Raw genomic sequence first — 26,217 nt, 5'->3', positions numbered from 1 at the left:
GAGGCCTGCTAAAGGTAGGGTAGAACGCCTGCTATCGGTAGCGTAGCGACGAGGTCGTCTCGGCTACGGTCGCGGGCATGGGCCTCTTCGACGACAGCCGTGAGCGCGAGATCCTGAACCGGATTCGCCACCTTGAGCAGCGCATCGAGCAGATCGCCACGCATCTCGGGCTGCCTCCGGTAGCCACGTAAGCCGCACCTCAGCAGCTCGGTCCGGACTTCGAGCAGGCGCTGCTCCGGGGGCGGAAGATCGAGGCGATCAAGCTCTACCGGCAGGCGACCGGCGTCGGCTTGAAGGAGGCCAAGGACGCGGTCGAGGAGATCCAAACGCAGCGCGGCCTGTAGCGGTAGCCCTCGGCTAGAACGGCAGGTAGTAGCTGAGTACGTCGGCGGTCAGCGGCGGGAAGAGCGCCCGGAAGAGCTCCTGGTCGGTGGCGTAGACGTCGGGCCGGATCCGCGTCAGACCGTCGATGCCGAGCTGCCCGAACAGCAGCGCGGGCAGCTGGTCGGGAGCCACGCCGATGCCGCGGGCCGCGCCGGGGCCCTGCATCGGGCCGCCGGCGACGACCTGGTCGAGGCCGTCGGCTCGGACCGGGATCCGGTAGTGCGCGCCGAAGGTCGAGATCACGATGTCCCGGCCGACCCGGTCGACTCCGGCCTTGGTCAGCCGCTCCCAGAACAGCGGCCGCAGCCGGTCGAGCAGCGCCGCCGGCTGCGGGATCCGGACGTAGTACTGCTCGGCCTGGGGCCTCGGCTCGTCGTCGATGAGGTCCGCCCACGCGGCGCCGGTGACCGTGCCCGGCCGGTGCACCACCCGCAGCCCGCGGTCCGGGGCCAGGTCGCCGACGCCGCCCAGCAGGTCCACTGCTGCCGCCGCATCGACCGCCGCCGCCTCCGCGAGCAGCAGCTCCTCGTCGTCGCGCCGTACCCGTCCGGCGGCAGCCACGACGCCGTCCCGCTCAACGAGGTGGAGGCTGCTCGCGTCGTGCTGCAACAGCCACCGCCAGCACGCGGCCGAGTGCGGCATGGCCAGGTCGACCCGGGCCTGCACCGAGTCCTGCAGGGCCGCGAGGGCAGGGAGGTCCTCCGGTACGGCGGCGCGCAGGGGCTGGCTTGCAGGCTCGGCCGGGCGGGCGACGGACCGGGCCTGCTGGATGTCGACGGCGTACTCGTAGCCGAAGAGACGGTAGAAGTACGGGATCCCGATCATCAGCTGGATCACGTGGCCGCGCTCGGCGGAGCGGCCGTGGGCCCAGCCCATCAGCGCCCGGACCAGCCCGCGACCCTCGTACGCACGGTCGGTGGCGACCAGCTCCACCTGGCCGCTGGGCAGCACCAGTTCGCCGATCCGGACCTGCTCGTCCAGCAGCGTCGCCGTGGAGACGACCCGGTCACCGTCGATGACGACGGCACAGGACGCCCAGCCAGCGTCGGGATCCTCGACGACGAGGCGATGGTCGAGTGCGTCGTCCGGCTCGCCGCGCTCGACCAGCAGCGCGCCGATCTGGTCCAGGTCGGTCGGCTGCGCCTGGCGCAGGATGAGCCCGTCGGCGAGGGGAGTCCCCGTCATGGCCCGGACTATCGCAGCGCGCCGGACGCCTCGTCCATCGAATTCAGGCCAACGCGGTACCGAAGAGTACGACGCTCGGGGGGCGCCGAGATCCGTCGTACCCTTCGGTACCGCAGCCCTCCCTCAGCGGCTGAAGACGCCGAGCTCCCATAGTGAGTAGCCGTAGCTGGAGCCGCGTGCGGTGCCGACGACGCGGACCCAACGAGTGGTGGTCGGGGCGAACTTGGCCGTCTCGATGCCGCCGACGCCGGCGTCGGTCGACCAGACCTGGCGCCAGGTCTGGCTGCCTTCGTGCCAGACCTCGACCCGGTAGGCCCTGGCGTAGGCCCACTCCCACTCCAGGACCACACGACCCACGGTCCGCTCCTGGCCGAGGTCTACGTAGAGCCACTGGTGGTCGCTCCACTCACTGGCCCAACGGCTGCCACGGTCGCCATCGGTGGCCTTGCCGGGGGCGAAGCTGACGAACGGGTTCCACCACTCGTACGAGCTCGCCGTTGCCGGCGCCCGCGCGGCGAGGTTGGTGGGCGACTGGTAGCGCTCGGACGCGGCCCAGGTGTCGAGGTAGGACTCCGCGCCGCGGAACATGTCCTGGATCGCGTCCTGTCCACCGAGCTTGCGCAGCTCCTCGACCGCGTCCGGCAGCATGCCGTAGTGGGCGGCGCCGTCGGTGTTGACGTCCCAGGTGCGGTCGCCGCTGACCTGCCGGTCGATGACCGAGCCGCCGTCGACGCTGCGGAACGGGTAGGTCACCGGGTTCTCGGTGCCGGCCCCGCGCGGGCCTGGCCGGCCGCCGACGCCGTTCATGTCGGCACCGAACGGCAGGCCGACGTCGTACTTGTCCCGCAGCGCCGCACCCTGCCGCGACCCGTCGAGGAAGGACTGGCCGTTGAAGCCGTAGTTCGCGACCATGCCACCGAGCTTGTACACCCGCTCGGTCCAGCTGGAGTCCATCCAGCTGTGGCTGGAGATCACGCCCGGGTAGTTCTCCGACTCGAGGATCTGGAAGGCCTGGTCGGCCGCCTTCACGCCCATGTGGTCCATCTCGATCATCATGCCGCGGTCCATCAGGCCCCGGATGGCGTAGTCACCGAGCGCGGTCAGGCCGCGGACGTTGCACTGCGCTCCCGCCGCGTACGTCGGCAGCTCGGTGCCCTTGGCCGGCCTGGCGTACTTCGGCACCTTGGCTGAGGTGAGCGCGGCACCGCCGGCCAGACCGATCGGGTTGTCCTGCTGCGACCCCCTGCACGCCTCGGTCTGCCAGAAAGTGCCGGTCGAGAAGAACTGCGCGGCGTTGACGGCGGCGCCGGTGGCGCCGGAGTCGAACCGCACGCCGCAGAGCGCGTTGTCGTACTTGTGGCACAGGAACATGCTGCGGACACCGAGCGCGTAGACCTCGTCCAGGCCGCGGTCGATGTCGGCCCTGCTGCACTGAGCGACGTCGAGGATCTGCTTGCAGCCAAACGGTTCGGAGGTCTCCATGCCGAGGATCACCGCAAGCTTGCCTTGCTTGGCCACATTGCGTGCCTCGTCGGCGCTCTTGACGATCCGGAACCAGCCCTCGCCTGCGCCGCCGTACATCTGGTCGATGAAGGCCTGCATCTGATAGGTCTTCGCGGCCTGCAGCCGGATCGACTCCATCTCGTCGCAGCCGCGGTCCTTGTAGGGGTACATCGCGCACAGCGCGCCGTTGGTGGTCAGGTCGGTGACCATCACCCGCAGGCCGCCGCGCCAGGCCCGCTCGACCCAGGCGTAGTAGTTCTGCTGATGGGTCATCGAGTTCGACCGCGGCCAGTCCTTGAACTTCGGCCAGCCGTTCGGGTCGTGGGTGGCACCGCCGCCGGTCGCCTGCTCGAAGAGCGCGAACTCACCGTTGGGGTAGTGCTCGGGGCAGTCCTTCAGCGCGTCGGCGACGCCCTGTTCCGAGAACGGCTTGCCGCAGATGATCCGGCCGCCGAAGCCCTCGTTGGTCATCAGGTGGTTGTGCAGGTCGGCGAAGCCGCGCACCTCACCCGCGGAGTTGGTGCCCTTGAACGGCGCGCCGGTCACGTTGACGCCGGAGTCCGGGCTGGGCCGGCTGATCGGCTCCCACCAGGGGTTGCTGGCGGTGGCGCCGCTGGTGCTGGCGAGGTTGGTCCCGACGAGTACGGCGAGAGCCACCGCGACGACCGCGGAGACTCCCCGAGCCAGTTTCTGTTGTGATCGCATGCGCCCTCCCAAGCACGTGACGACGGTCACGTCAGGGTAGAGTTGGGCGATCGTCCAGGTCAATGGACTCAACTGGACGAACTGGAACTCGTTCTACTGGGCGTCTTCGGACGTTCTTCGAGGGTATGAGTGGTCAGGGTGCGTGCAGCGCAAGGCGGAGGAGGGAGGCGGGCCGGTGGCCCGTCGACCGACGACAACGCAGCGATGTGCGTGCGCTGGCCGCTCAGGCCCAGACGAACGTCCGGAGATGCCCGGTGGCTATCCGGTGGCCGCCGTGGCGGCGGGCACTGCTTGGCCGAGAAGGTAGCCCATCGCGTTGGCCAGGGCGGCGCGGGCCAGGCCGTCGTCGCCGCCCTCGTTGAGCCACAGCAGGGTCAGCCCGTCGACCATCGCCGTGGCGTAGCGGGCCAGCACGGGGACCGGTGTCGCCCACCTGACGCTGGCGTTCACGGCCAGCATCTCCAGCACCGCGGTGAAGGTGTGGATGTAGTTCTCGTACTGCTTGCGGGCCATGTGCTCCAGCCCCGGCTGCCGGACGGCGTACGACGTGAGCTCGTAGGTGACCCGGTGCTCGTCGGGGTTCTCCACCAGGTGCTGCCAGTACGCGTCGAGGGCACCGGTCAGCTGCTCCTCGAGCGTGCCGGGCTGCTGCAGCGCCTCCATCGCCCGGTCGAGGGTGTGTCCGGAGATCGCCTCGATGACGTGGTTGAGAAGCTCCTCCTTGGAGCGGAAGCAGTAGTGGAACGCTCCCAGCGGCATCTCCGCCTCGGCGACGATCGACCGGGTCGTGGCCTTGGCGACGCCGTCGCGGACCATCACCCGGATCGCGGCCTCGACCAGCAGATCGCGCCGTACATCGGCGGAAACTCGTGGCATCGTGCGGCTCCTTCGGCTTAGCTCACCGGCGATTCTAGCGGGCCACGTCCAAGACTTCTGACCAACATGGCCGAACGGCGTCGCGCCGTGACGTCCCCGTGAACATCCAGAGTTATCCAGTACGGCGCCGTTGTCGGTCCCGATCCGGTCGAGGACCCTCACGGTGACCCGTTCCCCTGCCTGTCATCAGTCTCGGAGTCGATGATGAAGAACTCATTCACCCGCGCCCGCGTGCTCGGCACCCTCGGCGCTCTGCTCGCTGCCGGAACCCTCACCAGCGGACATGTCGGCGGTGCCGCATCGCAGACCACCGTCCAGGACCCAGAAGCCACCATCACCGTAGCCGTCGCCGGCGACGTCTGCGGCTCGGCGTGCAACCAGACCGACGACGTGATCACCGGGATCGGACCCGACGCGGTGCTGATCCCGGGCGACATCGCCTATGAGAGCGGCACGCTCTCGGAGTTCAACGGCGCCTACAACACTCACTGGGGCAAGTTCAACAACATCGTCCACCCATCGCCGGGCAACCACGAGTACTACACCTCGGGCGCGTCCGGCTACTTCCAGTACTTCGGCAACAACAACGTCGAGGTCGGCACGTCCAGCCAGCCGTACTACAGCTTCAACCTCGGCGACTGGCACTTCGTGTCACTCAACTCCAACGTCTCCTCGACGGCCTCCTCGGCGCAGGTCACCTGGCTGAAGAACGATCTCGCGGCCAGCACCCAGCCGTGCACGATGGCCTACTGGCACCACCCGCGCTTCTCGTCCGGCGACCACGGTGATGACACCAAGATGTCGGCGGTCTGGGACGCGCTGGTCGCTGCCAAGGCCGACGTGGTCGTGCAGGGCCACGACCACTCCTACGAGCGGTTCGCGCCTGCGCTGTCCAACGGCACCGACAGCTCGACCGGCCTCCGCTCATTCGTGATCGGCACCGGCGGCCGCTCGCTCTACTCCTCCACCCAGTCCTCGGACGGCACCCAGGAGGCGTTCCAGAACGACACCTTCGGCGTGGGCGAGTTCGACCTGACCGCGACCGGCTACGACTTCAACTTCCGGCCCGTCGCCGGCCGCGACTACACCGACCACGTCAGCGGCACCTGCAAGTCCAAGGGCACGACCGGCAGCGTCACTGTGACCAACCCGGGCGCGCAGACCAGCACCGTGAACACGGCCGACAGCCTGCAGATCCAGGCCTCGTCGACCGGCGGCGGCGCGCTGACCTACTCGGCGACGGGTCTCCCGGCCGGGCTGTCGATCAACGCCAGCACCGGCCTGATCAGCGGTACGCCGACCACCGCCGGCAGCTCGAACGTGACCGTGACCGCCAAGGACAGCGCCAACCGGACCGGCACCGCGTCGTTCTCGTGGACGGTCAGCCCGGCCGGCGGCGGCAACGTCCTCACCAACGGCGTACCCAAGACCGGGCTGTCCGGCGCGCAAGGCAGCAGCACGGCGTACACGCTCGAGGTTCCGGCCGGGGCGTCGAACCTGAAGTTCGTCACGTCCGGCGGCACCGGCGACATGGACCTCTTCGTCCGGTACGGCGCGGCACCGACGAACTCGACCTACGACTGCCGCAGCCAGGGCTCGACGAACGCCGAGACCTGCACGATCAGCAACATCCAGTCCGGGACCTACCACGTGATGCTGTACGGCTACTCGGCGTACTCCGGCCTCTCGCTGACCGGCAGCTTCGCCACCAAGCCGGCGGGCGGTGACTTCTTCGAGAACACCACCGACGTCAACATCCCGGACCTCAGCTCGGCCACCAGCTCGCTGGCAGTCACCGGCGCCGGCAACGCGCCGGCCACGCTGAAGGTCGCGGTCAACATCGTGCACACCTACGTCGGCGACCTGATCGTCGACCTGATCGCGCCGGACGGCACCGTCTACCCGCTGCGCAACCGCACCGGCGGCAGCGCCGACAACATCGTCCAGAACTTCTCGGTGAACGCCACGGCCGAGGTTCGGGCCGGTACCTGGAAGCTCCGGGTGACCGACGCCGAGGCGCGCGACACCGGCTACATCAACTCGTGGAGCCTGCAGTTCTGAGCTGATGTACCTTTCCACGATGCGCGCCGGTGACAACGCTCGGTCCGCCGGTCCCGCCGCCGAACCTGCCACCGCACCCGCTGCCGGAATCCGGCAGCGGGTGCCGGCGGCGGTGCTCGCGCTCGGGATGGTCAGCCTGGTCACTGACGTCTCCGCGGAGATGATCACCGCGACCATGGGCCTCTACCTGACGGCGGGGCTCGGGCTCGGCTACCTCGCGCTCGGCGCCATGGACGGCCTCTACACCGGCGCCACCGCGCTGCTCCGCCTCGGTGGCGGGTACGCTGCCGACCGGCTCGGCCGGCCCAAGCACGTCGCCACCCTCGGGTACGGTGTGAGCGCGGTCTGCAAGTTAGGTTTCCCGGCTGTCGGGGGGTCGGTGACCGGGCTGAGCGCCGTGGTGATGGCCGACCGCGCTGGCAAGGGCGTCCGCACAGCGCCGCGGGACGCGATGATCACCCACGCCACCCCGACCGAGGGGCTGGGCCGGGCGTTCGGCGTACACCGCGCGATGGACACCTGTGGCGCGCTGCTCGGACCACTGGTCGCGTTCTTCATCCTGTGGGCGATTCCCGGCGGCTACGACGTGGTCTTCTTCGCGAGCTTCTGCATCGCGGCGGTGGGCGTGGTGGTGCTGGTGCTGTTCGTGCCGAACGCCGCGGGGGTCAGCGCTGCCGGCCGGGCGCGGGTGAGCCTGCGCCGCGCGGTGTCGTCGATGAACGCGCCGGCGATCCGGCGGATGACGCTCGCCGCCGGGCTGCTCGGACTGATGACCGCGGGTGACCTGTTCTTCTTCGTCGCGGTGCAGCGGCAGCTGGGGCTGCCCAGCCAGGTGCTGCCGCTGCTGCCGCTCGGGACCGCGCTGGTCTTCATGCTGGCCGCGATCCCGATCGGCCGGCTGGCGGACCGGGTGGGCCGCTGGTCGATGTTCGTCGGCGGCCACGTGGTGCTGGTGGCGGCGTACCTGGTGGTGGCGGGGTCGCTCGACGGCTGGGTGTTCGCCGCGGTCGCGCTCTGCCTGCACGGTGTCTTCTACGCCGCGACCGACGGCGTGCTGATGGCGTACGCCGGTCCCGCGATCCCGGCCGAGGTGCGCGCGACCGGGCTGGCCGTGGTGCAGACCGCGCAGGCGCTGGCGCGGGCCGGCGGCGCGGTGCTGCTCGGGGCATTGGCCGCGTCGCTTGCGGTCGGTACTGCGTTCCTGGTCTTCGCGGCGGGCCTGGCGCTGGCCGCCGTACTCGCGGCGACCCGGCTGGCAGCGAGGGGGTCCTCATGAGCCGGACCCGACTCGTGGTCGGCGCACTCCTGATCGCCGCGCTGCTCGGCACCGCTGTCGGGTACGGCGTGTGGCGGCGTACCTCGACGGCGGCCGAGATCCGCGGCTTCAGCCTGGACCGCACCGGCGCGGTGACGCTGGTGTCCAACACCGGCAGCCGGGTCGAGCAGCGTTCCGACGCCGGCAAGCTGCTGGGTCGCGGCCCGGTCTGCCAGCGCGCGCACCTGCGGGGCGGCACCCTGGTCTGCGTGCGGGCCGGCGGCCTGCCCTTCAGCGCCGAGCTCACGGCGTACCGCAACGGTCTGGCCAAGCCCGAGATCCGGCTCGACCTGTGGGGCAACCCGAGCCGGGCGCAGGTCTCGCCCGACGGCCGGTTCGTGGCGTGGACGGTGTTCCGCACCGGCGACTCGTACGCCAAGACCGGTCAGTTCTCGACGACCGCGGGCTTCTACGACCTCGACAGCGACCTGCACGTCGGCTCGCTGGAGGACTTCGACGTGGTGCTGGACGGCAAGCCGTACGACGCCGTCGACCGCAACTTCTGGGGCATCACGTTCGCCGACGACGACACGTTCTACGCGACGATGGGAACGGCCGGGACCAACTGGCTGATCCGCGGCTCGGTGTCGGAACGGACCCTGACCACCATCCGCGAGCACGTCGAGTGCCCCTCGCTCTCCCCCGACGGCACCCGGATCGCCTACAAGTACCGGGTCGGCGACCGCTGGCGGCCGCACGTACTGACCCTGTCGTCGGGCGAGGACGTCGCCCTCGCCGAACCCGGCAACGTCGACGACCAGATCGCGTGGGCCGACAACGCCACCATCGCCTACGCCAAGCCCCACGAAGGCAAGCCCGCCGTCTACATCCTCCCCGCCGACGGCACCGGCGCCCCAGAGCTGCTCGGACCCGGCGCCTCGCCGTCGTTCCCGTGATCTGGTGCGGGGGAAGTTTCACTAGGTACCTAGCGAATTTGTCCCACCCCACGCGAAGTTTCCAACGGGCTGGGACAGTTTCACTAGGTACCTAGTGAAACTGCCGGGGCGAGGCGAGCGATGACAGCCAAGGACAGACCGTCGCGGGCACTGGCGGTGCTGGCCGCGATGGCGGTCGGCACGCTCATCGTCGCGGCCGCGGTCAGCCCGACGCTGAATGCGGTTGTTATCGGCGTCGGGCTGGGCCTCGGTGCGGTGATCGGGGCGGTCGGGGTGGCGGCGTACGAGCTGACCGGGCGGAAGGCGCCAACGTCGCTGCCGACCGCCCTGGCCGGCGCGCTCTGCTGTTTTGCGATGGCCCGATGGTGGCTGGTCGACGACCCTGAGGGCGAGATGCTGGTCGCCACCCTCGGCATGGTCATCGGCGGTGCCTTTCTCGGGCTGCTCTGCGGGTTCGCCACGCTGCTCGTCCTCAGGGCCGACGTACCCGATAGTGCAGATAGGTGACGCCGGTGCCGGGGATGACCTCGGGACCGTCGAGCAGCAGCGGGGCGTCTTCGGCGAGGTCGGGGAAGAAGGACTTGCCGCCGCCGAGGTAGACCGGCACCAGCGACAGGTGGATCTCGTCGAGCAGGCCGGCGGCCAGCGCCTGCTGGGCGATCTGGCCGGCGTTGAGTCCGACCTCCTTGCCGCCGGCGAGGCGGTGCGCGGTCTCGATCGCCTCCTCGATGCCGCCGGTGACGAAGGTGAACTGGTCCGACGCCGGCTCGGCCGGCGGGTTGTGGGTGAGCACGACGACCGGGCAGCCCATCGGGTGGATGCCGCCCCAGCCGCTGGTCATGTCGTACAGGTGACGGCCGACGACGATGGCGCCGACCCGGTCCACCAGCGCCCGCTGGTACGCCGCGTTGTCGGCGGTCATCCGGACCGGGATGTTCGGGTTGGCGGTCGGCACCTCGATGTCGCCGCTGCCCATGTAGGCGAAGAGGTGCTCGAAGCCGGACTCGCCGGGGCCCGCGATGTAGCCGTCGAGGGAGACGCTGGCGCCGGTGGTGACCTTGCCCTTGGCGGTGTTCATGAACTGTGACTCCTCTAGTTTCGGCGGCGCCGAGTGCGCTGCTCACCCGTACGACGAAGCCCGCGGCGATTCCTCATCGGTCAATTTCAGGCCGCTCCTCGGTCAGCACCATCGGCAGCCCACAGCCCACGAGGTGGTGCGGCTCGAACGCGGTGATCTCGACGATCCGGTCGTCGACGATCGTCAGCACGTCGACCACCTGCGCCCTGAAGACGGTGGTGCCGGGCCGGCGTACATAGTTGGCCGAGGCCGGCATCGAGTTCAGCGACGTCGCGATGGACCGCCACTCGCCGAGGTACGTCGGCGAGGCCGGGTCGAAGCTCGGCTCGAGGAAGGCCAGCATCGTGTCGCGACCCACGAACCAGAACGGGTTCGGCGGCATCGTCAGCACCACGTCGTCGTGCAGCAGCTCCGCGACCGCGTGGCCGTCCAGCGCCTGCGCCGCCGCGATGTAGCGGTCCAGTATCTCCCGCTCCGCGCCGGACGGCCCGCGCCGGGACCGCCACTCCTCGCGCCGCTCCGGCAGCCGCTCGCGCAGCGACGGCCGGGCCCGCTGCAGGGCGCTGTTGACCGACGCGACGCTCAGCTCCAGCAGCTCGGCGGTGTCGGCCGCCGGCCAACCGAGCACATCGCGCAGCACGAGTACCGCGCGCTGCCGCGGCGGCAGGTGCTGCAGCCCGGCCAGGAAGGCCAGCTCGATCGTCTCCCGCGCCTCGGCCGCCACATCCGGCGTCGGGCACGGCTGCAGCCAGGCGATCCGGTCCGGCGGCTCGGCGTCGCCGTGCTCCATCCCGGGGATCCGGTCGTACGGCGCCGGTGTCCGCTCGTGTCGGCGCAGGAAGTCCAGGCAGGCGTTGGTGGCGATCTTGTAGAGCCAGGCCCGGAAGCTGGCCCGCCCCTCGTACGACGCCCGCCGGTCCCAAGCCTTCAGCAGCGCCTCCTGGACCAGGTCCTCGGCCTCGTCCCACGAGCCCAGCATCCGGTAGCAGTGCACCCGCAGCTCATGGCGCAGCGGCGCCACCTGGTCGGCGAACTCGTCCTCCCGCACAGTCGCCAGTATGTCGGTCAGGAGATCGGCGCGAAGGTGGCGGTGAAGTGGCGTAGCTGCGGTGGCTGTGAGGTGATGGTCATCCCGGAGATCGAGTCACGGCGGGCGTGCACCCGGGTCACCACCTCGATCACGTAGTCGATGTGCGACTGGGTATAGGTACGCCGCGGGATCGCCAGCCGGACCAGGTCCATCGGCGCCTCCCGCTCGACGCCGTCGGCGCCGAGCCCGAACATCACCTGGCCGATCTCGCAGGACCGCACCCCGCCCTCAACGTACAGCGCGCAGGCCAGCGCCTGGCCGGGGTAGTCGAGCGGGCCGAGGTGGGACAGCAGCGCCCGGGCGTCGAGGAAGATCGCGTGGCCACCGAACGGCACGACGACCGGGACGCCGGCCGCCTCCAGCGCCTCGCCGAGGTACGACGTGGACTGGATCCGGTAGCGCAGGTAGTCCTCGTCGATGGCCTCGTGGACGCCGACGGCCAGCGCCTCGAGGTCGCGGCCGGCGAGGCCGCCGTACGTGGGGAAACCCTCGGTGAGGATGCCGAGGTTGCGGCACTGCACCGCCAGCTCGTCGTCGTTGAGGGCCAGCCAGCCGCCGATGTTGCCGAGCGGGTCCTTCTTCGCCGACATCGTCATCCCGTCGGCCAGCGCCGCGATCTCGCGGACGATGTCGGCGACCGGAGTGTCGGCGTACCCCTCCTCGCGGGTCTTGATGAACCACGCATTCTCGGCGAACCGGCAGGCGTCGAGGAACAAAGGCTTGCCGAACTCCTCGCACACCGCCCGGACCTCGCGCAGGTTGGCCAGCGACACCGGCTGCCCGCCGCCGGAGTTGTTGGTGATCGTCATCAGCACCAGCGGTACGTCGGCGCTGCGGGTCTCCAACAGCGAGCGCAGCGCGGCGACGTCCATGTTGCCCTTGAACGGGTGTCGCGAGGCCGGCTCCTTGCCCTCCGGGATCACCAGGTCGACGGCCTCGGCGCCGGTGAACTCGATGTTGGCGCGGGTGGTGTCGAAGTGGGTGTTGTTCGGGATCACCTGGCCGGGCCCGCCGACCACGGTGAACAGGATCTTCTCCGCCGCCCTGCCCTGATGGGTCGGCAGCAGGTGGGTGAACGGGAAGAGGTCGTGGACCGCGTCCCGGAACCGGAACCACGACGGTGCCCCGGCGTACGCCTCGTTGCCGCGCTGCAGGGCCGCCCACTGCTCGGTCGACATGGCGCCCGTACCGGAGTCGGTGAGCAGGTCGATCAGCACGTCGTCGGAGTGCAGCGCGAACAGGTTGTACGCCGCTTTCGCCAGCTTCTCCTCGCGCTCAGCACGGGTGGTCATCCGCATCGGCTCCACGCTGTGGATGCGGAACGGCTCGATGATGGTCTTAAACGAAGGCTCGCTCACGAGCGTCAACACTATGCCGGGCAGCATTCGCCACATACACTCCCGAACTTGTGGAATTCCCCGACGGGCTGCGCGCGGCCATCGCCGCCAGTGGACTGAGCCTGGAAGAGCTGGCGGAGCGTCTTGGCAAGGACGGCCAGGGGGTCAGCACTAGCTCCTTGAGCGCGTGGCAGTCGGGCCTGTCGCGGCCGGTACGCGCGGCATCCCTGCGGGCCCTCTCCGACCTGGAGGTGGTGCTCGGCGTCGCTCCCGGCTCGCTGGCCGCGCTTCTGACCGAGCAGGAGCCGCGCCGACGCCGGGCCGACGACAAGACCCGGGACGCCGGCGTCTGGGACTACCGCGAGGTGTTCGACCGGCTGCTCGCCAAGATGGGCGCGGTGTACGACGATCCCGCGGAGCCGGAGCGCCTCTCCCGGCACCTGCGGGTCCAGATCGCCGCCGATGGCAGCCACCGCCGGCTCACCGTCAGCGGGCTGGTGCGCGGCCGGCGGCAGCCCTCGACCCGGCTGTTCTTCTTCTCCTTCCACGGGTCGCTGCCGCAGGTGCCGGCCGTCGTCCACACCCACGGCCTGACCCTCAACCGGTTCCGGGGAGAGTCCGACCACGGGATCACCGTTCAGGAGTTCCTGCTGGACCGGCCGCTCGCCCACGGCGAGGTGGCGTCGGTCGGCTTCACGATCGCCTACCCGCCTCGGTTCCAGTCGAACTTCATCAGCGCCCGCAACCGGCACCACTACCGCGACATCATCCTGGACGTGCACTTCGACCCGGCGCGACTCCCCAGCCGCTGCTGGGCCTACCACCAGATCGACCCCCAGGGCGAGGAACGGGTCCTGCACGAGCTCGACGGCGGCCGCGACGGTACGGCGTTCCAGCTGGTCCGGCTGGACCCCGGCCCCGGCACCCACGGCATCCGGTGGGAGTTCCCACCCGAGTCCACCCAGCAGTCCCGATAGCCGCCGCCATGAACTTCGCCGAAGGGCTGCGCGCCGCCATCGCCGTGAGTGGGCTGAGCCTGGAGGAGCTCGCGGAGCGGCTCACCGAGCGCGGCCGCAAGGTCAGCACCAGCTCGCTGAGCGCCTGGCAGTCCGGGCTATCCCGGCCGGTGCGCGCGGCGTCCCTGCTCGCCGTCACCGACCTGGAGGAGATACTCGGCGTCGCGCCCTGCTCCCTCGCCTCGCTGCTTCCCGAGCGAGCTACGCAGCGCCGGCGGGTGTCGGGCGGCGACGACGGCCCCGAGAAGTGGGTCCACCCCGACGTGACCACCCGACTGCTCTCCCGGCTCGGCGCGGTGTACGACGACCCGTCCGAGCCCGAGCGGCTGACCCGGCACCTCCGCGCCCACATCGGCCCGGACGGCTGCCACCTCCGGCTCAGCGTGGCCGGGCTGGTCCGCGGCCGGCAGCAGACCGCGACCCGGCTGATCTTCATGTCCGACTACGGGCAGCTGCACCAGGTGCCGTCGGTCGTGCACAGCCACGGAGTGTCGCTCAACCGGTTCCGGGCGGACCCCTCAAGCGGGCTGGCGGCGTACGAGTTCCTGCTCGACCGCCCGCTTGAGCCCGGGGAGGTCGCGGCGGTGAGCTTCACCATCGCCTACCCGGCGCGGTTCCTGTCCGACTTCCTCAGCATCCGGGTCCGGCCCGGCTGCCGGGACGTCGTCCTCGATGTGCACTTCGACGAGCGCCGGCCGCCGGTGCACTGCTGGGCCTACCACACGCCCGACCCGAACTCCCCCGAGCGAGTGCTGCACGAGGTCACCGGCGACGCCATCGGCACGTCGTACCAGCTCGCCCGGCTGGACCCGGCCTCCGGCATGTACGGGATCCGCTGGGAGCTCTCGCCCGCCCGCCCAGTGCAGCCTCGTTAGGAGAGCGTCAGCATGGACTTCGCGGAGCGACTGCGCACGGCCGTCGACGGCAGCGGGCTGAGCCTGGAGGAGATCGTGGCCCGGCTCGCCGAGCGCGGCACCCGGGTCAGCACCAGCTCCCTGAGCGCCTGGCAGTCCGGGCTGTCCCGCCCCTCCCGGGCCGCCACCCGGGAGGCGCTCGCGGCGGTGGAGAGCGTGCTCGACCTGCCGCCGGGCGAGCTTCTCGCCCTGCTGGGCGCCGCGTCCCCGGTACGCCGGCGCGGCCCGCGGCCGGAGCCGGACTCGGTCCGGCTGTGGAACAAGCCCGACGCGGTACGCCGGCTGCTCGCGCGTCTCGGCGCGGTCACCGACGACCTCAGCCTCCCACCGCGGGTCTCGCGCCGGATGCGGCTCCGCGTCGACGCCCAGGGCAACCCGCGACACGTCACCGTCGGCGACCTGCTCCGGACCGGGTCGCAGCCGGCGACTCGGGTCCTCTACCTGCAGCGGTTCCCCTGGGTCGGCGAGCTGCCGTCCGTGGTGGCGACGACGGGGGTCACCGCCGGCCGGTTCCGCGGGGACTTCCCCAATGGCCTGTGCGCCCACGAGCTGATGCTCGACCCGCCGCTGCCGCCGCACAGCACGGCGTACGTCGAGTTCTCCGTCGTGATGCCGCCGCAGCTGGGCACCAACTACCAGAACCTGCGGGTGCGGCCCGGGTGCCGCGACTTCGCGCTGACTGTCGACTTCGACGCCGCACACAGGCCCGCCCGCTGCTGGGGCTACCGGCAGCAGGAGGCGGGCGCCGACGAGCACGTGGTGGCCGACCTGAGCGGCGACGCGGCCGGGACCTCCTTCCAGTTCGCCCGGCTCGATCCGGCGCCCGGCATCTACGGGATCCGGTGGGAGTACCCGGCACAGGCGGCACGGACGAGCCAGCCGCGAAAATGACGCGCGCCAAGCGGACCGTCACGGTCACAATCGCGATATGGAACTTCCTTCGCCCCTGACCTCCCGCCCGCTCACGCCCGCGGAGTCGACCGCGGTGTTCGAGGTGATGGCGGCCCAGGAGAAGCACGACCTCGGCGAGGTGCACATCGAGGAGGCCGACATCGTCGGCGACTGGCAGCGCCCGAGCTTCGACGTCTCCGCCTCCACGATCGGCGTGTACGACGGCGACCGGCTGGTTGGGTACGCCGAGGTGACCGACGCGGACCGCGGCGACGCGGCCGTGGACCCGGCGTACCGCGGTCGCGGCATCGGCACCGCACTCGCCCAGTGGATGCAGGAACGGGCCCGTGCGGGCGGGTCGACCGTGATCGGTCAGCCGGTTCCGGCCGGCTCGCCGAGCGACGTACTGCTGCGGGCGCTGGGCTACCGCGAGCGGTGGACGGCGTGGGTGCTCGAACTGCCCGCTGGGCGCGAGGTACCTGCCCGGCCGCTGCCCGACGGCTACTCGATCCGCGAGGCCGGCGAGGCCGACCACCGGGCGGCGTACACGGTGGTCGAGGACGCGTTCCTGGAGTGGTCGGAGCGGGAGCGAGCCTCCTTCGAAGACTTCAGCGCCACGGTGTTCGAGCGCCCCGGCTTCGAGCCGTGGCACCTGCGGCTCGCGCTCGACCCCGACGGCGAGGTCGTCGGCACGGCGGTCCTCTCGATCTCCGAGGGCTGTGCCTCCGTCTCCCACCTCGCCGTCCGCCCCGACCAGCGGAACCGCGGCCTCGCCCAGGCGCTGCTCGCCGACGCGTTCGCGCAGGGGCGGGCGCACGGCGCGCCCCGGTCCGAGCTTGCCACCGACACCCGGACCGGCGCGCTCTCGCTCTACGAGAAGGTCGGGATGGAGCCGACCTCGACCTGGGTCAACCTCGCGATCGACCTGTAACGGCGGTCGGGGCTGCGGCGGCCACGAGGTCCTTCGGGTCGTCGGCCCAGAGAGCGACCTTGGTGGCGGTGACGGTACGCCGCGGCAGCCGGAGGTCGCGCTCGGCGCGGAGGGTGACCAGCACGTTGACCTGCCCGTTGATCGGTAGCAGCAGCGTCTCGTCCTCGACCCGGGCCGACCGGCCCTCGATGTCGCGGCGGGTCTGCTTGACCGACTCGATCGCCTCCCACGGCAGGTCGATCCGGGTCAGCGCACCGCTGCGAACAGTGAGGGTGGTGTCCGAGGCCGAGTGCGGGTAGACGCGCAGGCTCGCGAAGTAGCCGAGCATCCAGAGCAGCCCCCACACGCTGATCGCGAGCAGCAAGATCCGCACTGACGCCCACGGCGTGATCACGTGGAACAGCGGGATCTCCGCGGCCGACGCGAAGATCCACAGCGCCAGCACCGGGGTGACCAGCTTGTGGTAGGTGAAGCGGCGGCTGCCGTGCGGGACGGCGGGACGGCGGGCGATCCAGCGGAAGAGCGAGACGTACATCGCGATCTCGTAGCGCCCCGCGAACCTCGCGTGCCCACCCAGCTTCTTGATCCTGTCCATCATCGGGCCTCCTCCACTCGTCGCCGCAGCTCGTCGAGCACGGTCGTCATCGTCGTCACGAACGCGCCGAACTGGCGTGGGCCGAGGCCGCCGAACAGCCCCTCGGCCAGCTCGGCGTGGTCGGCCGCCATCTGGGTCATCACCGTGGCGCCGTGCTTGGTGAGCGACACCAGCGTCGCGCGCCGGTCGGTCGGGTGCGGCTCTCGGGTGACGAAGCCGGTGTCGACCAGCGCGTCGACCAGGCCGGTGATGTTGCGGGCGCTGACCCCGAGCGCATCGGCCAGCACCCGCTGGGTCGACGGCCCCTGGTGATGGACCACCCACAGCAGGTGGGTGCGCGGCCCGGTCAGCCCGAGCTCGCCCAGGCCGCGCTCCATGTCCGCACTCAGCAGCATGGTCAGCTCCAGCAGCTGGTCCAGCGCCCCGCCGTACTCCCTGCCTTGTTTCGCCATATCGTGATGATACTTCACTATGTAGTTTGGGAACTAATTGCGTGAGGCCCGGATAGTCCAGAACGTTTGACACCCTCTTACGGCGAAAAGTGATGTCAAACGTTCTGGACTATCTGGGCCTGGCCCTAGGAGAGGGCGTCGCTCCAGGTGGGGACGCGGTAGAAGTCGCCGCCGTTGTCGTCCACGCGGATCCAGTAGAGCCACTCGCCGTCGGCGGAGAAGGAGGCGTGGAACTCCCAGTAGTCCTCGGTGCTGATCGCGACCTTGTCGGGCTGGGCGAAGCCGGTCGAGGTACGGCGGGCGGCGTACAGGTCGCTCCACGGCGGCTCGACCCCGCCGTCAGGGGTGAAGCCCAGCCGGGAGAAGACCAGCTTGCGGCCGCTCGGGGTGAGCGCCGGGTTGAACTCCCAGTCGGCCGAGTTCACCGGAGCGCCGACGTTGGTGGCCTCGCGGTGGCCGCCGCGGCCGTCGGGTACGGCGGTCCAGATGTCCCAGCCGCCGAGGCCGCCGGCCCGGTCGCTGCCGACGTACAGCCGTCCGTCCCGCGCCACGGTCGGGTAGAGCTCGTCGCTGTCGGGCCGGTTGACCGCACCGAGGTGCCGCGGCTCGCCCCAGGTGCCATCACGGCGCAGGTCGACGACCCAGACGTCGACATCGGTGCGCGGCTCGCCGTCGACCGGCCGGATCGAGGAGAAGTAGAGGTGCTTGCCGTCCGGGGTGATGACCGGGTCGATGTCCGGGTAGGTGCCGGAGAACGACGCCGGCTCCGGCTCGGTCCAGCCGTTCCGGGTCTTGCGGGTGACCAGGATGGTCGCCTCGCGGGACTCCAGGAAGCTCACGTCGGCGCGGGCAAAGTACGCCGTCCGGCCGTCCGGCGTGAACGTGATCCGGTACTCCTCCTTCGGCCCGGAGATGACCCCGGGCGCGAACAGCTCCGGCTCGACCGGGCAGTCCTCCTGGGCCTCGCCGGTCCACGGCATGGCGAGCGGTGCCAGCGCGGCGAGCGCGGCGACGGCGAGGGTGGCGATTCGCACGGGGTGACCTCCAACGGTGGTGGGCTTGTCGAGGTCAGCCTGGTGGCGATCGGCGGCACCGCCGGGCGGGCTTGGGACGACCTGGTGGTACGGCGGGACGAGGGCGCGGCCTACAGGCCGAGCGCCTCCCGGACCCGCGGCGCATAGGTTCGGCCGGACGCGACCAGCTCGCCGGTGGCCAGGCGGAGCTGCACCTCGCCGTGCGCGAGCGGCTGCATCTCCACCACCCGGTCCAGCTGCACGATCAGCGACCGGTTCACCCGCACGAACTCCTCGGCGGGCAGCCGGTCCTCGACCTGCTTCATCGTCATCCGCACCAGGAACCGCTGGTCGCCGGCGAGGACGCGCACGTAGTTGCGCTCCGCGCGCACGCTGTCGATCCGGCGTACGTCGAGGAACCGGACGCCACCCGACACCGGGATCGGCAACCGCCGGACCGCCCGCGACGGCTCGGCAGCGCCGACGCGGAGATGCTCGCGGACCCTGGCCAGCGAGTCGGCCAGCCGCTCCCGCGAGAACGGCTTCAGCAGGTAGTCGACGACGGCAGCGTCGAAGGCGCGCACCGCATGGTCGGCGTACGCCGTCACGCACACCACCGCCGGCACCCGGCCACCACCGCGGCCCCGGCCGATCAGGTCGACCAGGGTGAGTCCTTCGTCGCCGGGCAGCGCGATGTCGAGGAAGATCAGGTCGGGCCGCTCGCGCACCACCTCGGCCATCGCCGCCGGCACGCTCCCGACCTCGGCGGTGACCACCACGTCCGGGTGGTCGGCGAGCATCTCCCGCAGCCGGTCGCGGGCTGGCGGCTCGTCCTCGACGATCAGCGCGCTGATGGTCACGCCGGCTCCTTCGTCGCCCGCACCGCGGCGGTCGGCGCGTACCGGCGGTAGGGCAGCCGGATCGTCGCGTTCGTGCCGCCGCCGTTGCGCGGCCCGAGCGTGAGCCCCGCGCCGGCGCCGTACACCTGGGCCAGCCGGGCCCGGACGTTGCTCAGCCCGACGCCGACCGCCCCGTCGTCGCAGACGCCGACTCCGTCGTCGCCGACGACGACCACGACCTCCTTGGCGTCGCGGTGGGCGGTGATCGTCAGGGCGCTGGCTCCGTCCTGCGGGGCCAGGCCGTGCTGGACGGCGTTCTCCAGCAGCGGCTGCAGCAGGAACGGCGGCACCGCAGCGTCGCGAACGGCCCGGTCGACCTCGACGGCGACCTGAAGCCGGTCGGCGAACCGGTTGCGCTGGATCGCGAGGTACGCCTCGGCGATCTCGATCTCGTCGTCGAGCGCGACCAGCGCCGCATGGTCGCGGTCGACCGAGTAGCGCAGCAGCGCGGAGAGGTCGACGATCATCCGCTCGGCGACCGCCGGCCGCTGATGGACGTACGCCGCGATCGTGTTCAGGGCGTTGAAGAGGAAGTGCGGCTGCAGCTGGCTGGTGAGCGCGGCCATCCGCGCGTCGGCGAACTGCGCCTCCCGGGTGCGCATCGTGTGCTGGTAGAAGACCGCGTGTGCGATGCCGCTGACGAAGACGAAGGTCACCAGGTTGTTGAAGAGGCTGGTGTTGAGCAGCTCGCCGTAGCCGGGGACGCCGTTCGGGTACCAGTCGAACATGCCGTTGAACAGGACGACGCCGAGCGCGCGGCCGACGACCACCACCGCGAGGGCGGCCAGGTGGACCAGGACGTTCACCCGGGCGCCGGTCACCGGGAAGCGATAGGCCAGCCACAGCAGCAGCACCGTGAACGGCACCCACAGGATCGCCGAGCCGAGGCTCGGGACCCATAGGTCGACCAGCGGTGGCGCCGCGCCGGGCTGACCGGCGTACATGTTGCGTGACTGCCCGGTCGAGACCAGCGACTCGGCCAGCCAGGCCACGGTGCTGACCAGCGTCCAGAGCGCCAGCTGGCGGGACGTGGGGCGGGGTGCGCCTGCAGGGAGATCCACGCGGCTCATCGTAGGGACGAAATCGCTCCGGATACGCTCCGCTCTATGGCGAAGGCGGAGCTGGAGGAGCTGTTGGTGACCGAGCCGTCGGAGTGGCGGGCGTGGCTGGAGGAGCACCACGACTCCTCGCCCGGCGTCTGGCTGGTGCTCGGCAAGAAGGGCGGCACCGTCACCACGATGACCCACGCCAACGCCCTGGACGAGGCGCTCTGCTTCGGCTGGATCGACGGCCAGGCGCGCAGCCGGGACGCCGAGACCTCGCTGCAGCGGATGACCCCGCGCGGCCCGAAGAGCAGGTGGTCGGCCCGCAACGTCGGCCACATCGAGCGGCTCGAGGGCGAGGGGAGGATGCGGCCCGCCGGTCGCGCCGCCGTCGACGCGGCCAAGGCCGACGGCCGCTGGGAGGAGGCGTACGCCGGCCCCGCGACCGCCGTCGTACCCGACGACCTGGCCGCCGCGATCGCCGCCAACCCGGACGCGCAGGCGATGTTCGAGGTCCTCACCTCGTCCAATCGGTTCGCGCTGATCAACCGGCTCGGCGCCGTGAAGCGGGCCGAGACCCGGGAGCGGAAGATCCGGGAGTTCGTCGAGATGCTCGCCCGCGAGGAGACGCCGTACCCACAGAAGCGGAAGCCCACCCGCTAGCCTCCCCTCCGTGAACGCGAAGAGCAGCGCCAAGGCTCAAACGAAATTCCGGCGGTGGTTCCTTGACGCCGGTGAGACCGACCCGGGCGGCTTCTACGAGAGCGAGACCGAGGCGGTCGAGCACGAGCACGTGAAGCCGTGGTGGCGGGTGATGTGCCTGACCGGCGTCGACTACTTCTCGACGCTCGGCTACCAGCCCGGCATCGCCGCGCTGGCCGCCGGCGCTCTGGCGCCGGTCGCGACCCTGGTACTGGTACTGATCACCCTGTTCGGCGCGCTGCCGATGTACCGACGGGTCGCCGAGGAGAGCCCGCACGGCGACGGCAGCCTGTCGATGCTGGAGCGGCTGCTGTCCTACTGGCCGAGCAAGCTGCTGGTGCTCGCGCTGCTCGGCTTCGTCGCGACCGGCTTCATCATCACGATCACGCTGTCCGCGGCCGACGCGAGCGCGCACCTGATCGAGAACCCGCTCTTCAAGGACACCCTGCACGGCGGTGAGGTGTGGGTGACGCTGGCGCTGATCCTGCTGCTGGCGGCGGTCTTCCTGAAGGGCTTCAAGGAGGCGATCGGGATCGCGGTCGTCCTGGTCGTGGTCTACCTCGGGCTGAGCCTGGTCGTGGTGATCGAGGCGCTGATCCACGCGCTCCAGCACCCGTCGGTCTTCGACAACTGGACCGACGCGATGACCCTGGAACACGCGGCGCCGTTCGGCGTGATCGCCGCGGCGCTGCTGGTCTTCCCGGCGCTGGCCCTCGGTCTCTCCGGCTTCGAGACCGGCGTCGTGGTGATGCCGCTGGTCAAGGGCGACCCGACCGACACCCACGCCAAGCCGGCCGGCCGGATCCGCAACGCCAAGAAGCTGCTCACCGGCGCCGCGCTGATCATGAGCGTGATGCTGCTCGGCTCCTCACTGGCCACCACGCTGCTGATCCCGGAGGACGAGTTCGAGGAGGGCGGCGAGGCCAGCGGTCGAGCGCTTGCGTACCTCGCCCACGAGCGGCTCGGCGAGGCCTTCGGTACGGCGTACGACGCGGCCACGATCGGCATCCTGTGGTTCGCCGGGGCCTCCGCGCTCGCCGGCCTGCTCAACATCGTCCCGCGCTACCTGCCCCGCTACGGGATGGCGCCGGACTGGGCCCGCTCCACCCGCCCGCTCACCGTCGTGATGACGGTGATCGCGATCGTGGTCACCGTGCTGTTCCAGGCGAGCGTCGAGGACCAGGCCGGCGCCTACGCGACCGGCGTACTCGCTCTGATGACGTCGGCCGCCGTCGCGGTCACGCTGACCGAGTGGCGACGCGGGCACCGAGTCGCCGGAGCGTTCTTCGGCCTGGTGTCGGCGGTGTTCTTCTACACGATCGGCGTGACCATCGTCGACCGGCCCGAGGGTCTGCTGATCGCGCTGCTGTTCATCGTGATGATCCTGGTGGTCAGCATCTGGTCGCGGGCGGTCCGCAGCACCGAGCTACGGGTGCAGCAGGTGAACGTCGAACCGGGTGCGAGAGAGATCCTCGACGCCGCCATCGCCGACCCGCGGCCGATCCGTTTCATCGCCAACAAACTCGACGCCGGCGACGACGCAGAGTACGACGAGAAGATGCTTGAGGTGATGCTCGACAACCACCTCACCGAGGGTGAGGACCGGATCTTCTTGGAGGTAGAGGTCACCGACGCCAGCGAATTCGTCGGCACGGTCAGACTCGACAGCGTCCGGGTCGGCCACCACCGGGTGCTGCGCGCCACCGGTACCAGCGTGCCCAATGCGATCGCTGCGGTGCTGCTGTGGGTGCGCGACCACGACACCCAGGTCCCCCACGTCTACTTCGAGTGGAGCGAGAAGGCGCCCGGTCAGAACGCGCTGCGCTTCCTGCTGGCCGGCGAGGGCGACATCCCGCCGCTCACCCACGAGATCCTGCGCCGCTGCGAGAAGGACCCGGCTCGGCGTCCACAGGTGCATGTCGGCGGCTGAAATCCGCGCCTTTGCGTGGTGTGTCGTCGGTCGCAGTTTGCTTGCTCTGCACGCGGGAGTGTGACCCAGTCGTGTGGTCACGCTCACGGCTTCATGCCGTTTGACTTGGGAAAACGCGGATTCGTCTGGCCCACTTGTTGCTAGCAAACAGCTAGCAGCCGCCGTGGGTACGCCGAGTCCTACCCGCCCATGGCCGGCCCGGATGTAGTCGATCCGACGGGTAGGAGTGGGGGACCCACATCAACACCGCGGTCCCTGTGTACGACGCCGGCTCGGCGCCGCCGTACCAGCCGCTCGGGGTGAAGTCACCACCACGTGACAGGGCACCTTCTCCGCCCTAACCCGACAGCTCACCTCACAGGCGTGGGAAGGAAAACCATGCCTCGCTATACCCCTATGCAGCGCGCCGCGCTGGCGGCCCCGGTCATCGTGGCCGGCGCCGTCCTCAGCCTCGGTGTCAGCGCCTCCCAGGCGGTCACCCCGCCGCCGGAGGAGTCCAAGCCCTACATCATCCCGCCGTACAGCCCGCCCGCGCCGGCCAAGACCTTCAAGCTCAAGCCGCCGCCTCCCCCGCCGGCCCCGCCGCCGGCCCCGGAGGCCGTCCTCCCGGTCTCCGGCTACCACCTGACCGCGCGCTTCGGTGCCGGCGGCTCGATGTGGTCGTCGAACCACACCGGCCTGGACTTCGCCGTCGGCGAGGGCACGCCGATCCACGCCATCGCGTCCGGCGTCATCACCGAGACGGTGTACGACGGGGCCTACGGCAACAAGACCGTCCTGCAGCTCGAGGACGGCACCGAGATCTGGTACTGCCACCAGTCCAGCTTCGACGCCGGTGTCGGCACCAAGGTGACCGCCGGACAGGTCATCGGCTACGTCGGCTCGACCGGCAACAGCACCGGCCCGCACCTGCACCTCGAGGTCCGGCCCGGCGGCGGCGACCCCATCGATCCGGCCGGCTACCTGGCCGGCCGCGGCCTCGCGGCGTAGCGGGCGGAGCAAATTCACAAGGTACCTAGTGAATTCGTCCCAGCCCACGCGAAACTTCCGACGGGAAGTGACGGTTTCACTAGGTACCTAGTGAAACCGTCAGCCCCGGCTTGCGAGCGACCAGCTGCCAGAATGCGCCGATCCGGGAGTACGGCTCCCGGTCGCACAGGGCCAGCTCGAGGCGCTCGAGGTCGGCGTAGTAGGCGGGGTCCCGCTTGGCCGCGTCGTCGGTGAGCAGGTCGTTGGCGATCCGGCCGCCGTACCTGCCGACGATCTCCAGCCCGGCCGCCGTCAGCCGGTCAGCGGTCTCATCCGGGTCGACCACCCGCACGTCGTGGTTGAACTGCTCGGTCCGCCGGCTGGTCCGGTCGAGCCCGTCGTACGCCGCCGCGGGACCCTCGCGCAACAGCGTGAAGAGGGTCCGGCCGGCGGCGTTGTGCCCGATCAGCGAGAGCAGCCCACCCTGCTCGGCGTCGACCGGGCAAACCGGACAGGGTTGTCGGGCACTCCCTGAGCTTGTCGGGCGTTGCAACGGCCAACAAGGTCAGCGATCCCCGGTCGGCCGGGGATTCCACCGCCCACCCGCGGCTGGCGCCGGGCAGGCCGGTCGCACGCTGGGCGCGTCAAGGGGCTTGGCCGCGGCGGCCGCAGCGGACCGTCACCCACGATGGCGCCGTTCGGCCGACGCGCCGCCCCGGCGACCAGCGCGCGGGCGGACTGGCCGGTGTCAGCCGCGCCACCCACCCGATGGCGTCTCGCCGCACTCAGGCCCAGGTGTCGGCGTCAAAGACGGCATCGGTCATGCCACAAATGAATACAGCCGCCTGCAAGTGCAGGCGGCAAAGGAAGAAGGAGAGCCAAACGCCCGGGGCCGGACCAGCGGCCCCGGGACGCCCAACCCCCGTCTCCGGGTGGGGCCTTGGGTTCAGCTTGGTGTTGCGGTGTTGCGGGTGTTGCGGTGTTGCTGACGGGCACCCGGCCCGGCCCCTGGGCCGGGTACCCGTCGAGAGTGCAGATCAGCCCTGCGGGACCAGCGAAGCGTGGCTGTTGCCGAGCTTCAGCACCACGACCGACGACGACTCGCCGGGCAGCACCTCGACAAGCAGCGCGATGACGCTGATCTTGTACTTCGACTTCTTCACAACACCGGCCGTCAGTTTCGCGATGCCCGGGATCTCGATGGTGCGTCCGGGCAGCAGCTCGCGGGTCGAGCCGTCCGGCATCGTGATCTCGAGGATGCCGAACTTGGCCTTGGTCGTGACCTTGCCGCTGGCCGACTTGGTCACCCGGGACTCCGAGTGGATGCCCTTGATGATCAGCTGGTTGTCGCCGAGGGTGACCTTGGCGACCGAGTTGCGAGCAGCGGAGACCGCGGTGCCCGCGCGACCGGTCTGGTCACCCATGGTCTCGCTCTGGGTGACGCCGACCCGGGCCACGCCCGGGATGTTGACGCCGGCGGTGTCGCGCTCCAGCCACTTGCCGTTGGTGCCCTGGCAGGGCACACCGAGCAGCGCGGTCTTGCCGGAGGTCACGGTGCCGTTGGCGACGTTCGCGGTGGAGCCGTAGCCGCTACCACCCATGACGCCTTCCTTGACGCCACCGACGATCAGCGAGCCGGCGCGACCGAGCTTGACGGTGCTGCCGGTGCCGAAGACCTTGACCAGCAGAGCGATCCGCTGGTTGTAGGCCTGGGTGGCGTTCACGGTGGAGTTCGAGTGGCCGAGCGTGATCAGACCGACCCCGGGAATCAGGATCGGGATCGAGCCCGGGTCCGGAAGTTCGATGGCCGGAAGCGGCCCGATCTTGATGATGCCGTCGATCTTGGAGGTGGCGTGGTACTTGCCGGCCTTGTCGACCCACGAGTGGGAGGTGGTGGTGAGGCCACGGATCACTGCCGCGTTGTCGCCGAGAACAACCTTGGCGATCTCGCTCGTCGACTCCGAGTGGAAGCCCTTCGAGTCCTTGTACGTGCGGCTGAAGCTGGTGACGCCGTTGACCTTCACCTGGTCACCCAGGTTGACGCCGGCCACTTCGTTCACCTTGCTCAGACCCGCCTTGCGGGTGCAGGAGGTGACGATGTGTGCGGTTTCCCCGCTGCCGGCCGGAATGCTGCCGCCCACCACGCTGGTACCCCACGCGCTGTTGGAGTAGCCGTAGTTGGTGAGTACGACGGCCGAGGTCGCGCTGGGCGCGACTGAGCTGAGACTGACAGCCGCCAACCCGAGGGTGGCGGTCAGGGTGACCGCTCGGGTGAGCGGTCGGGATGCGAAGCGCATAATCTGGGAGGGTCCTTCCGACGTACGAAATGGGTGTTTCTAGGAGCCGTCCCACAACGTAGCGGTATTGGCCGTTCTATGTAAGTAAATCCCGAATTGTCCGGGTTTTTTCTTATTTCGTGTCGCGGCGCGATC

General features: G+C 70.4%; 25 protein-coding genes and 1 riboswitch. Of the genes, 12 read left to right on the top strand and 13 right to left on the bottom strand.

The window, feature by feature from the left end; translation table 11 throughout:
• Positions 1-230: 230 nt before the first annotated feature.
• On the top strand, positions 231-344 hold the full coding sequence (locus tag DDV73_RS29645) for a ribosomal protein L7/L12 (RefSeq protein WP_109505454.1): 114 nt from the start codon (positions 231-233) through the stop codon (positions 342-344).
• Between the two features lie 13 nt (positions 345-357).
• On the opposite strand, the gene DDV73_RS01070 is transcribed toward DDV73_RS29645, so the two are convergent.
• The 3 genes from DDV73_RS01070 to DDV73_RS01060 form a co-directional block, all read right to left on the bottom strand.
• Positions 358-1,569, bottom strand: a complete 1,212-nt coding sequence (locus tag DDV73_RS01070; RefSeq protein WP_109505393.1) for a GNAT family N-acetyltransferase — start codon at positions 1,567-1,569, stop codon at positions 358-360.
• 123 nt (positions 1,570-1,692) lie between these two features.
• A complete protein-coding gene (locus tag DDV73_RS01065) occupies positions 1,693-3,777 on the bottom strand; it encodes a galactose-binding domain-containing protein (RefSeq protein ID WP_109505392.1) in 2,085 nt (694 codons plus the stop codon).
• Between the two features lie 258 nt (positions 3,778-4,035).
• The gene (locus DDV73_RS01060; RefSeq protein ID WP_109505391.1) at positions 4,036-4,653 is read right to left on the bottom strand and encodes a TetR/AcrR family transcriptional regulator; all 618 of its coding nucleotides are present in this window, start codon (positions 4,651-4,653) and stop codon (positions 4,036-4,038) included.
• 201 nt (positions 4,654-4,854) lie between these two features.
• Here DDV73_RS01060 and DDV73_RS01055 point away from each other — a divergent pair, with 201 nt between their 5' ends.
• From DDV73_RS01055 to DDV73_RS01040, 4 genes are all read left to right on the top strand, one after another.
• Positions 4,855-6,714 (top strand): proprotein convertase P-domain-containing protein, encoded by a 1,860-nt coding sequence (locus DDV73_RS01055; protein WP_109505390.1) that lies wholly within the window; start codon positions 4,855-4,857, stop codon positions 6,712-6,714.
• Between the two features lie 19 nt (positions 6,715-6,733).
• On the top strand, positions 6,734-7,990 hold the full coding sequence (locus tag DDV73_RS01050; RefSeq protein WP_240617037.1) for an MFS transporter: 1,257 nt from the start codon (positions 6,734-6,736) through the stop codon (positions 7,988-7,990).
• Positions 7,987-8,925, top strand: coding sequence for a TolB family protein (locus DDV73_RS01045; RefSeq protein WP_109505388.1), 939 nt, complete (start codon positions 7,987-7,989; stop codon positions 8,923-8,925). Before DDV73_RS01050 ends, DDV73_RS01045 begins: the two co-directional genes overlap by 4 nt.
• Before the next feature lie 120 nt (positions 8,926-9,045).
• Positions 9,046-9,432, top strand: coding sequence for a hypothetical protein (locus DDV73_RS01040; protein ID WP_154402561.1), 387 nt, complete (start codon positions 9,046-9,048; stop codon positions 9,430-9,432).
• Here DDV73_RS01040 and DDV73_RS01035 read toward each other — a convergent pair.
• The 3 genes from DDV73_RS01035 to DDV73_RS01025 form a co-directional block, all read right to left on the bottom strand.
• Positions 9,398-10,003, bottom strand: a complete 606-nt coding sequence (locus DDV73_RS01035; protein WP_109505386.1) for a dihydrofolate reductase family protein — start codon at positions 10,001-10,003, stop codon at positions 9,398-9,400. The two genes, DDV73_RS01040 and DDV73_RS01035, sit on opposite strands and share 35 nt — an antisense overlap.
• Positions 10,004-10,076: 73 nt before the next feature.
• A complete protein-coding gene (locus DDV73_RS01030; protein WP_206050634.1) occupies positions 10,077-11,051 on the bottom strand; it encodes an RNA polymerase subunit sigma-70 in 975 nt (324 codons plus the stop codon).
• Positions 11,052-11,068: 17 nt separating this feature from the next.
• A complete protein-coding gene (locus DDV73_RS01025; protein ID WP_240617036.1) occupies positions 11,069-12,451 on the bottom strand; it encodes a tryptophanase in 1,383 nt (460 codons plus the stop codon).
• Between the two features lie 50 nt (positions 12,452-12,501).
• Here DDV73_RS01025 and DDV73_RS01020 point away from each other — a divergent pair, with 50 nt between their 5' ends.
• Genes DDV73_RS01020 through DDV73_RS01005 form a run of 4 tightly spaced genes read left to right on the top strand, consistent with a single transcriptional unit; the run spans position 12,502 to position 16,182 of the window.
• A complete protein-coding gene (locus DDV73_RS01020) occupies positions 12,502-13,407 on the top strand; it encodes a helix-turn-helix domain-containing protein (RefSeq protein WP_154402560.1) in 906 nt (301 codons plus the stop codon).
• A gap of 8 nt (positions 13,408-13,415) precedes the next feature.
• Positions 13,416-14,321, top strand: a complete 906-nt coding sequence (locus DDV73_RS01015; protein ID WP_109505382.1) for a helix-turn-helix domain-containing protein — start codon at positions 13,416-13,418, stop codon at positions 14,319-14,321.
• A gap of 12 nt (positions 14,322-14,333) precedes the next feature.
• The gene (locus DDV73_RS01010) at positions 14,334-15,251 is read left to right on the top strand and encodes a helix-turn-helix domain-containing protein (RefSeq protein ID WP_109505381.1); all 918 of its coding nucleotides are present in this window, start codon (positions 14,334-14,336) and stop codon (positions 15,249-15,251) included.
• 37 nt (positions 15,252-15,288) lie between these two features.
• The gene (locus DDV73_RS01005; RefSeq protein WP_109505380.1) at positions 15,289-16,182 is read left to right on the top strand and encodes a GNAT family N-acetyltransferase; all 894 of its coding nucleotides are present in this window, start codon (positions 15,289-15,291) and stop codon (positions 16,180-16,182) included.
• On the opposite strand, the gene DDV73_RS01000 is transcribed toward DDV73_RS01005, so the two are convergent.
• The 5 genes from DDV73_RS01000 to DDV73_RS00980 form a co-directional block, all read right to left on the bottom strand.
• Positions 16,160-16,780 (bottom strand): hypothetical protein, encoded by a 621-nt coding sequence (locus DDV73_RS01000; RefSeq protein ID WP_154402559.1) that lies wholly within the window; start codon positions 16,778-16,780, stop codon positions 16,160-16,162. The two genes, DDV73_RS01005 and DDV73_RS01000, sit on opposite strands and share 23 nt — an antisense overlap.
• Positions 16,777-17,229: a MarR family winged helix-turn-helix transcriptional regulator gene (locus DDV73_RS00995; protein WP_109505378.1), complete on the bottom strand. Its 453-nt coding sequence runs from the start codon at positions 17,227-17,229 to the stop codon at positions 16,777-16,779. Before DDV73_RS00995 ends, DDV73_RS01000 begins: the two co-directional genes overlap by 4 nt.
• Before the next feature lie 125 nt (positions 17,230-17,354).
• A complete protein-coding gene (locus tag DDV73_RS00990) occupies positions 17,355-18,263 on the bottom strand; it encodes a TolB-like translocation protein (protein ID WP_109505377.1) in 909 nt (302 codons plus the stop codon).
• 110 nt (positions 18,264-18,373) lie between these two features.
• Positions 18,374-19,102: a LytR/AlgR family response regulator transcription factor gene (locus DDV73_RS00985; RefSeq protein ID WP_109505376.1), complete on the bottom strand. Its 729-nt coding sequence runs from the start codon at positions 19,100-19,102 to the stop codon at positions 18,374-18,376.
• Complete coding sequence (locus DDV73_RS00980) at positions 19,099-20,202, bottom strand: sensor histidine kinase (protein WP_109505375.1); 1,104 nt, start codon at positions 20,200-20,202, stop codon at positions 19,099-19,101. The genes DDV73_RS00985 and DDV73_RS00980 overlap by 4 nt, the downstream gene beginning before the upstream one ends.
• Positions 20,203-20,247: 45 nt before the next feature.
• On the opposite strand from DDV73_RS00980, the gene DDV73_RS00975 reads away from it, so the two are divergent.
• From DDV73_RS00975 to DDV73_RS00965, 3 genes are all read left to right on the top strand, one after another.
• The gene (locus DDV73_RS00975; RefSeq protein WP_109505374.1) at positions 20,248-20,847 is read left to right on the top strand and encodes a YdeI/OmpD-associated family protein; all 600 of its coding nucleotides are present in this window, start codon (positions 20,248-20,250) and stop codon (positions 20,845-20,847) included.
• Positions 20,848-20,857: 10 nt separating this feature from the next.
• Complete coding sequence (locus DDV73_RS00970; protein WP_109505373.1) at positions 20,858-22,816, top strand: APC family permease; 1,959 nt, start codon at positions 20,858-20,860, stop codon at positions 22,814-22,816.
• A gap of 196 nt (positions 22,817-23,012) precedes the next feature.
• A riboswitch (cyclic di-AMP (ydaO/yuaA leader) is annotated at positions 23,013-23,195 on the top strand.
• Complete coding sequence (locus tag DDV73_RS00965; protein WP_109505372.1) at positions 23,195-23,806, top strand: M23 family metallopeptidase; 612 nt, start codon at positions 23,195-23,197, stop codon at positions 23,804-23,806. Its footprint overlaps the riboswitch before it by 1 nt.
• Before the next feature lie 79 nt (positions 23,807-23,885).
• Here DDV73_RS00965 and DDV73_RS28570 read toward each other — a convergent pair whose 3' ends face one another.
• Together DDV73_RS28570 and DDV73_RS00955 are read right to left on the bottom strand one after the other, a co-directional pair.
• Positions 23,886-24,338, bottom strand: coding sequence for a class I SAM-dependent methyltransferase (locus DDV73_RS28570; RefSeq protein ID WP_154402558.1), 453 nt, complete (start codon positions 24,336-24,338; stop codon positions 23,886-23,888).
• Positions 24,339-24,822: 484 nt separating this feature from the next.
• Complete coding sequence (locus tag DDV73_RS00955) at positions 24,823-26,082, bottom strand: choice-of-anchor P family protein (RefSeq protein WP_109505370.1); 1,260 nt, start codon at positions 26,080-26,082, stop codon at positions 24,823-24,825.
• Between the last annotated feature and the right edge of the window lie 135 nt (positions 26,083-26,217).

The organism is Nocardioides speluncae (genome assembly GCF_003121585.1).
Taxonomy (GTDB): domain Bacteria; phylum Actinomycetota; class Actinomycetes; order Propionibacteriales; family Nocardioidaceae; genus Nocardioides; species Nocardioides speluncae.
This window is presented reverse-complemented; position numbering and strand designations above follow the sequence as displayed.

Bases quoted from the DNA above. Each gene is read 5' to 3' on its own strand.
- DDV73_RS00995 (WP_109505378.1), bottom strand. From the start codon at position 17,229: ATGGCGAAACAAGGCAGGGAGTACGGCGGGGCGCTGGACCAGCTGCTG.
- DDV73_RS00965 (WP_109505372.1), top strand. From the start codon at position 23,195: ATGCCTCGCTATACCCCTATGCAGCGCGCCGCGCTGGCGGCCCCGGTC.
- DDV73_RS01065 (WP_109505392.1), bottom strand. From the start codon at position 3,777: ATGCGATCACAACAGAAACTGGCTCGGGGAGTCTCCGCGGTCGTCGCG.
- DDV73_RS01005 (WP_109505380.1), top strand. From the start codon at position 15,289: ATGGAACTTCCTTCGCCCCTGACCTCCCGCCCGCTCACGCCCGCGGAG.
- DDV73_RS01000 (WP_154402559.1), bottom strand. From the start codon at position 16,780: ATGATGGACAGGATCAAGAAGCTGGGTGGGCACGCGAGGTTCGCGGGG.
- DDV73_RS01045 (WP_109505388.1), top strand. From the start codon at position 7,987: ATGAGCCGGACCCGACTCGTGGTCGGCGCACTCCTGATCGCCGCGCTG.
- DDV73_RS01070 (WP_109505393.1), bottom strand. From the start codon at position 1,569: ATGACGGGGACTCCCCTCGCCGACGGGCTCATCCTGCGCCAGGCGCAG.
- DDV73_RS00975 (WP_109505374.1), top strand. From the start codon at position 20,248: ATGGCGAAGGCGGAGCTGGAGGAGCTGTTGGTGACCGAGCCGTCGGAG.
- DDV73_RS01050 (WP_240617037.1), top strand. From the start codon at position 6,734: ATGCGCGCCGGTGACAACGCTCGGTCCGCCGGTCCCGCCGCCGAACCT.
- DDV73_RS01060 (WP_109505391.1), bottom strand. From the start codon at position 4,653: ATGCCACGAGTTTCCGCCGATGTACGGCGCGATCTGCTGGTCGAGGCC.
- DDV73_RS00955 (WP_109505370.1), bottom strand. From the start codon at position 26,082: ATGCGCTTCGCATCCCGACCGCTCACCCGAGCGGTCACCCTGACCGCC.
- DDV73_RS01015 (WP_109505382.1), top strand. From the start codon at position 13,416: ATGAACTTCGCCGAAGGGCTGCGCGCCGCCATCGCCGTGAGTGGGCTG.
- DDV73_RS01055 (WP_109505390.1), top strand. From the start codon at position 4,855: ATGATGAAGAACTCATTCACCCGCGCCCGCGTGCTCGGCACCCTCGGC.
- DDV73_RS01035 (WP_109505386.1), bottom strand. From the start codon at position 10,003: ATGAACACCGCCAAGGGCAAGGTCACCACCGGCGCCAGCGTCTCCCTC.
- DDV73_RS01010 (WP_109505381.1), top strand. From the start codon at position 14,334: ATGGACTTCGCGGAGCGACTGCGCACGGCCGTCGACGGCAGCGGGCTG.
- DDV73_RS01040 (WP_154402561.1), top strand. From the start codon at position 9,046: ATGACAGCCAAGGACAGACCGTCGCGGGCACTGGCGGTGCTGGCCGCG.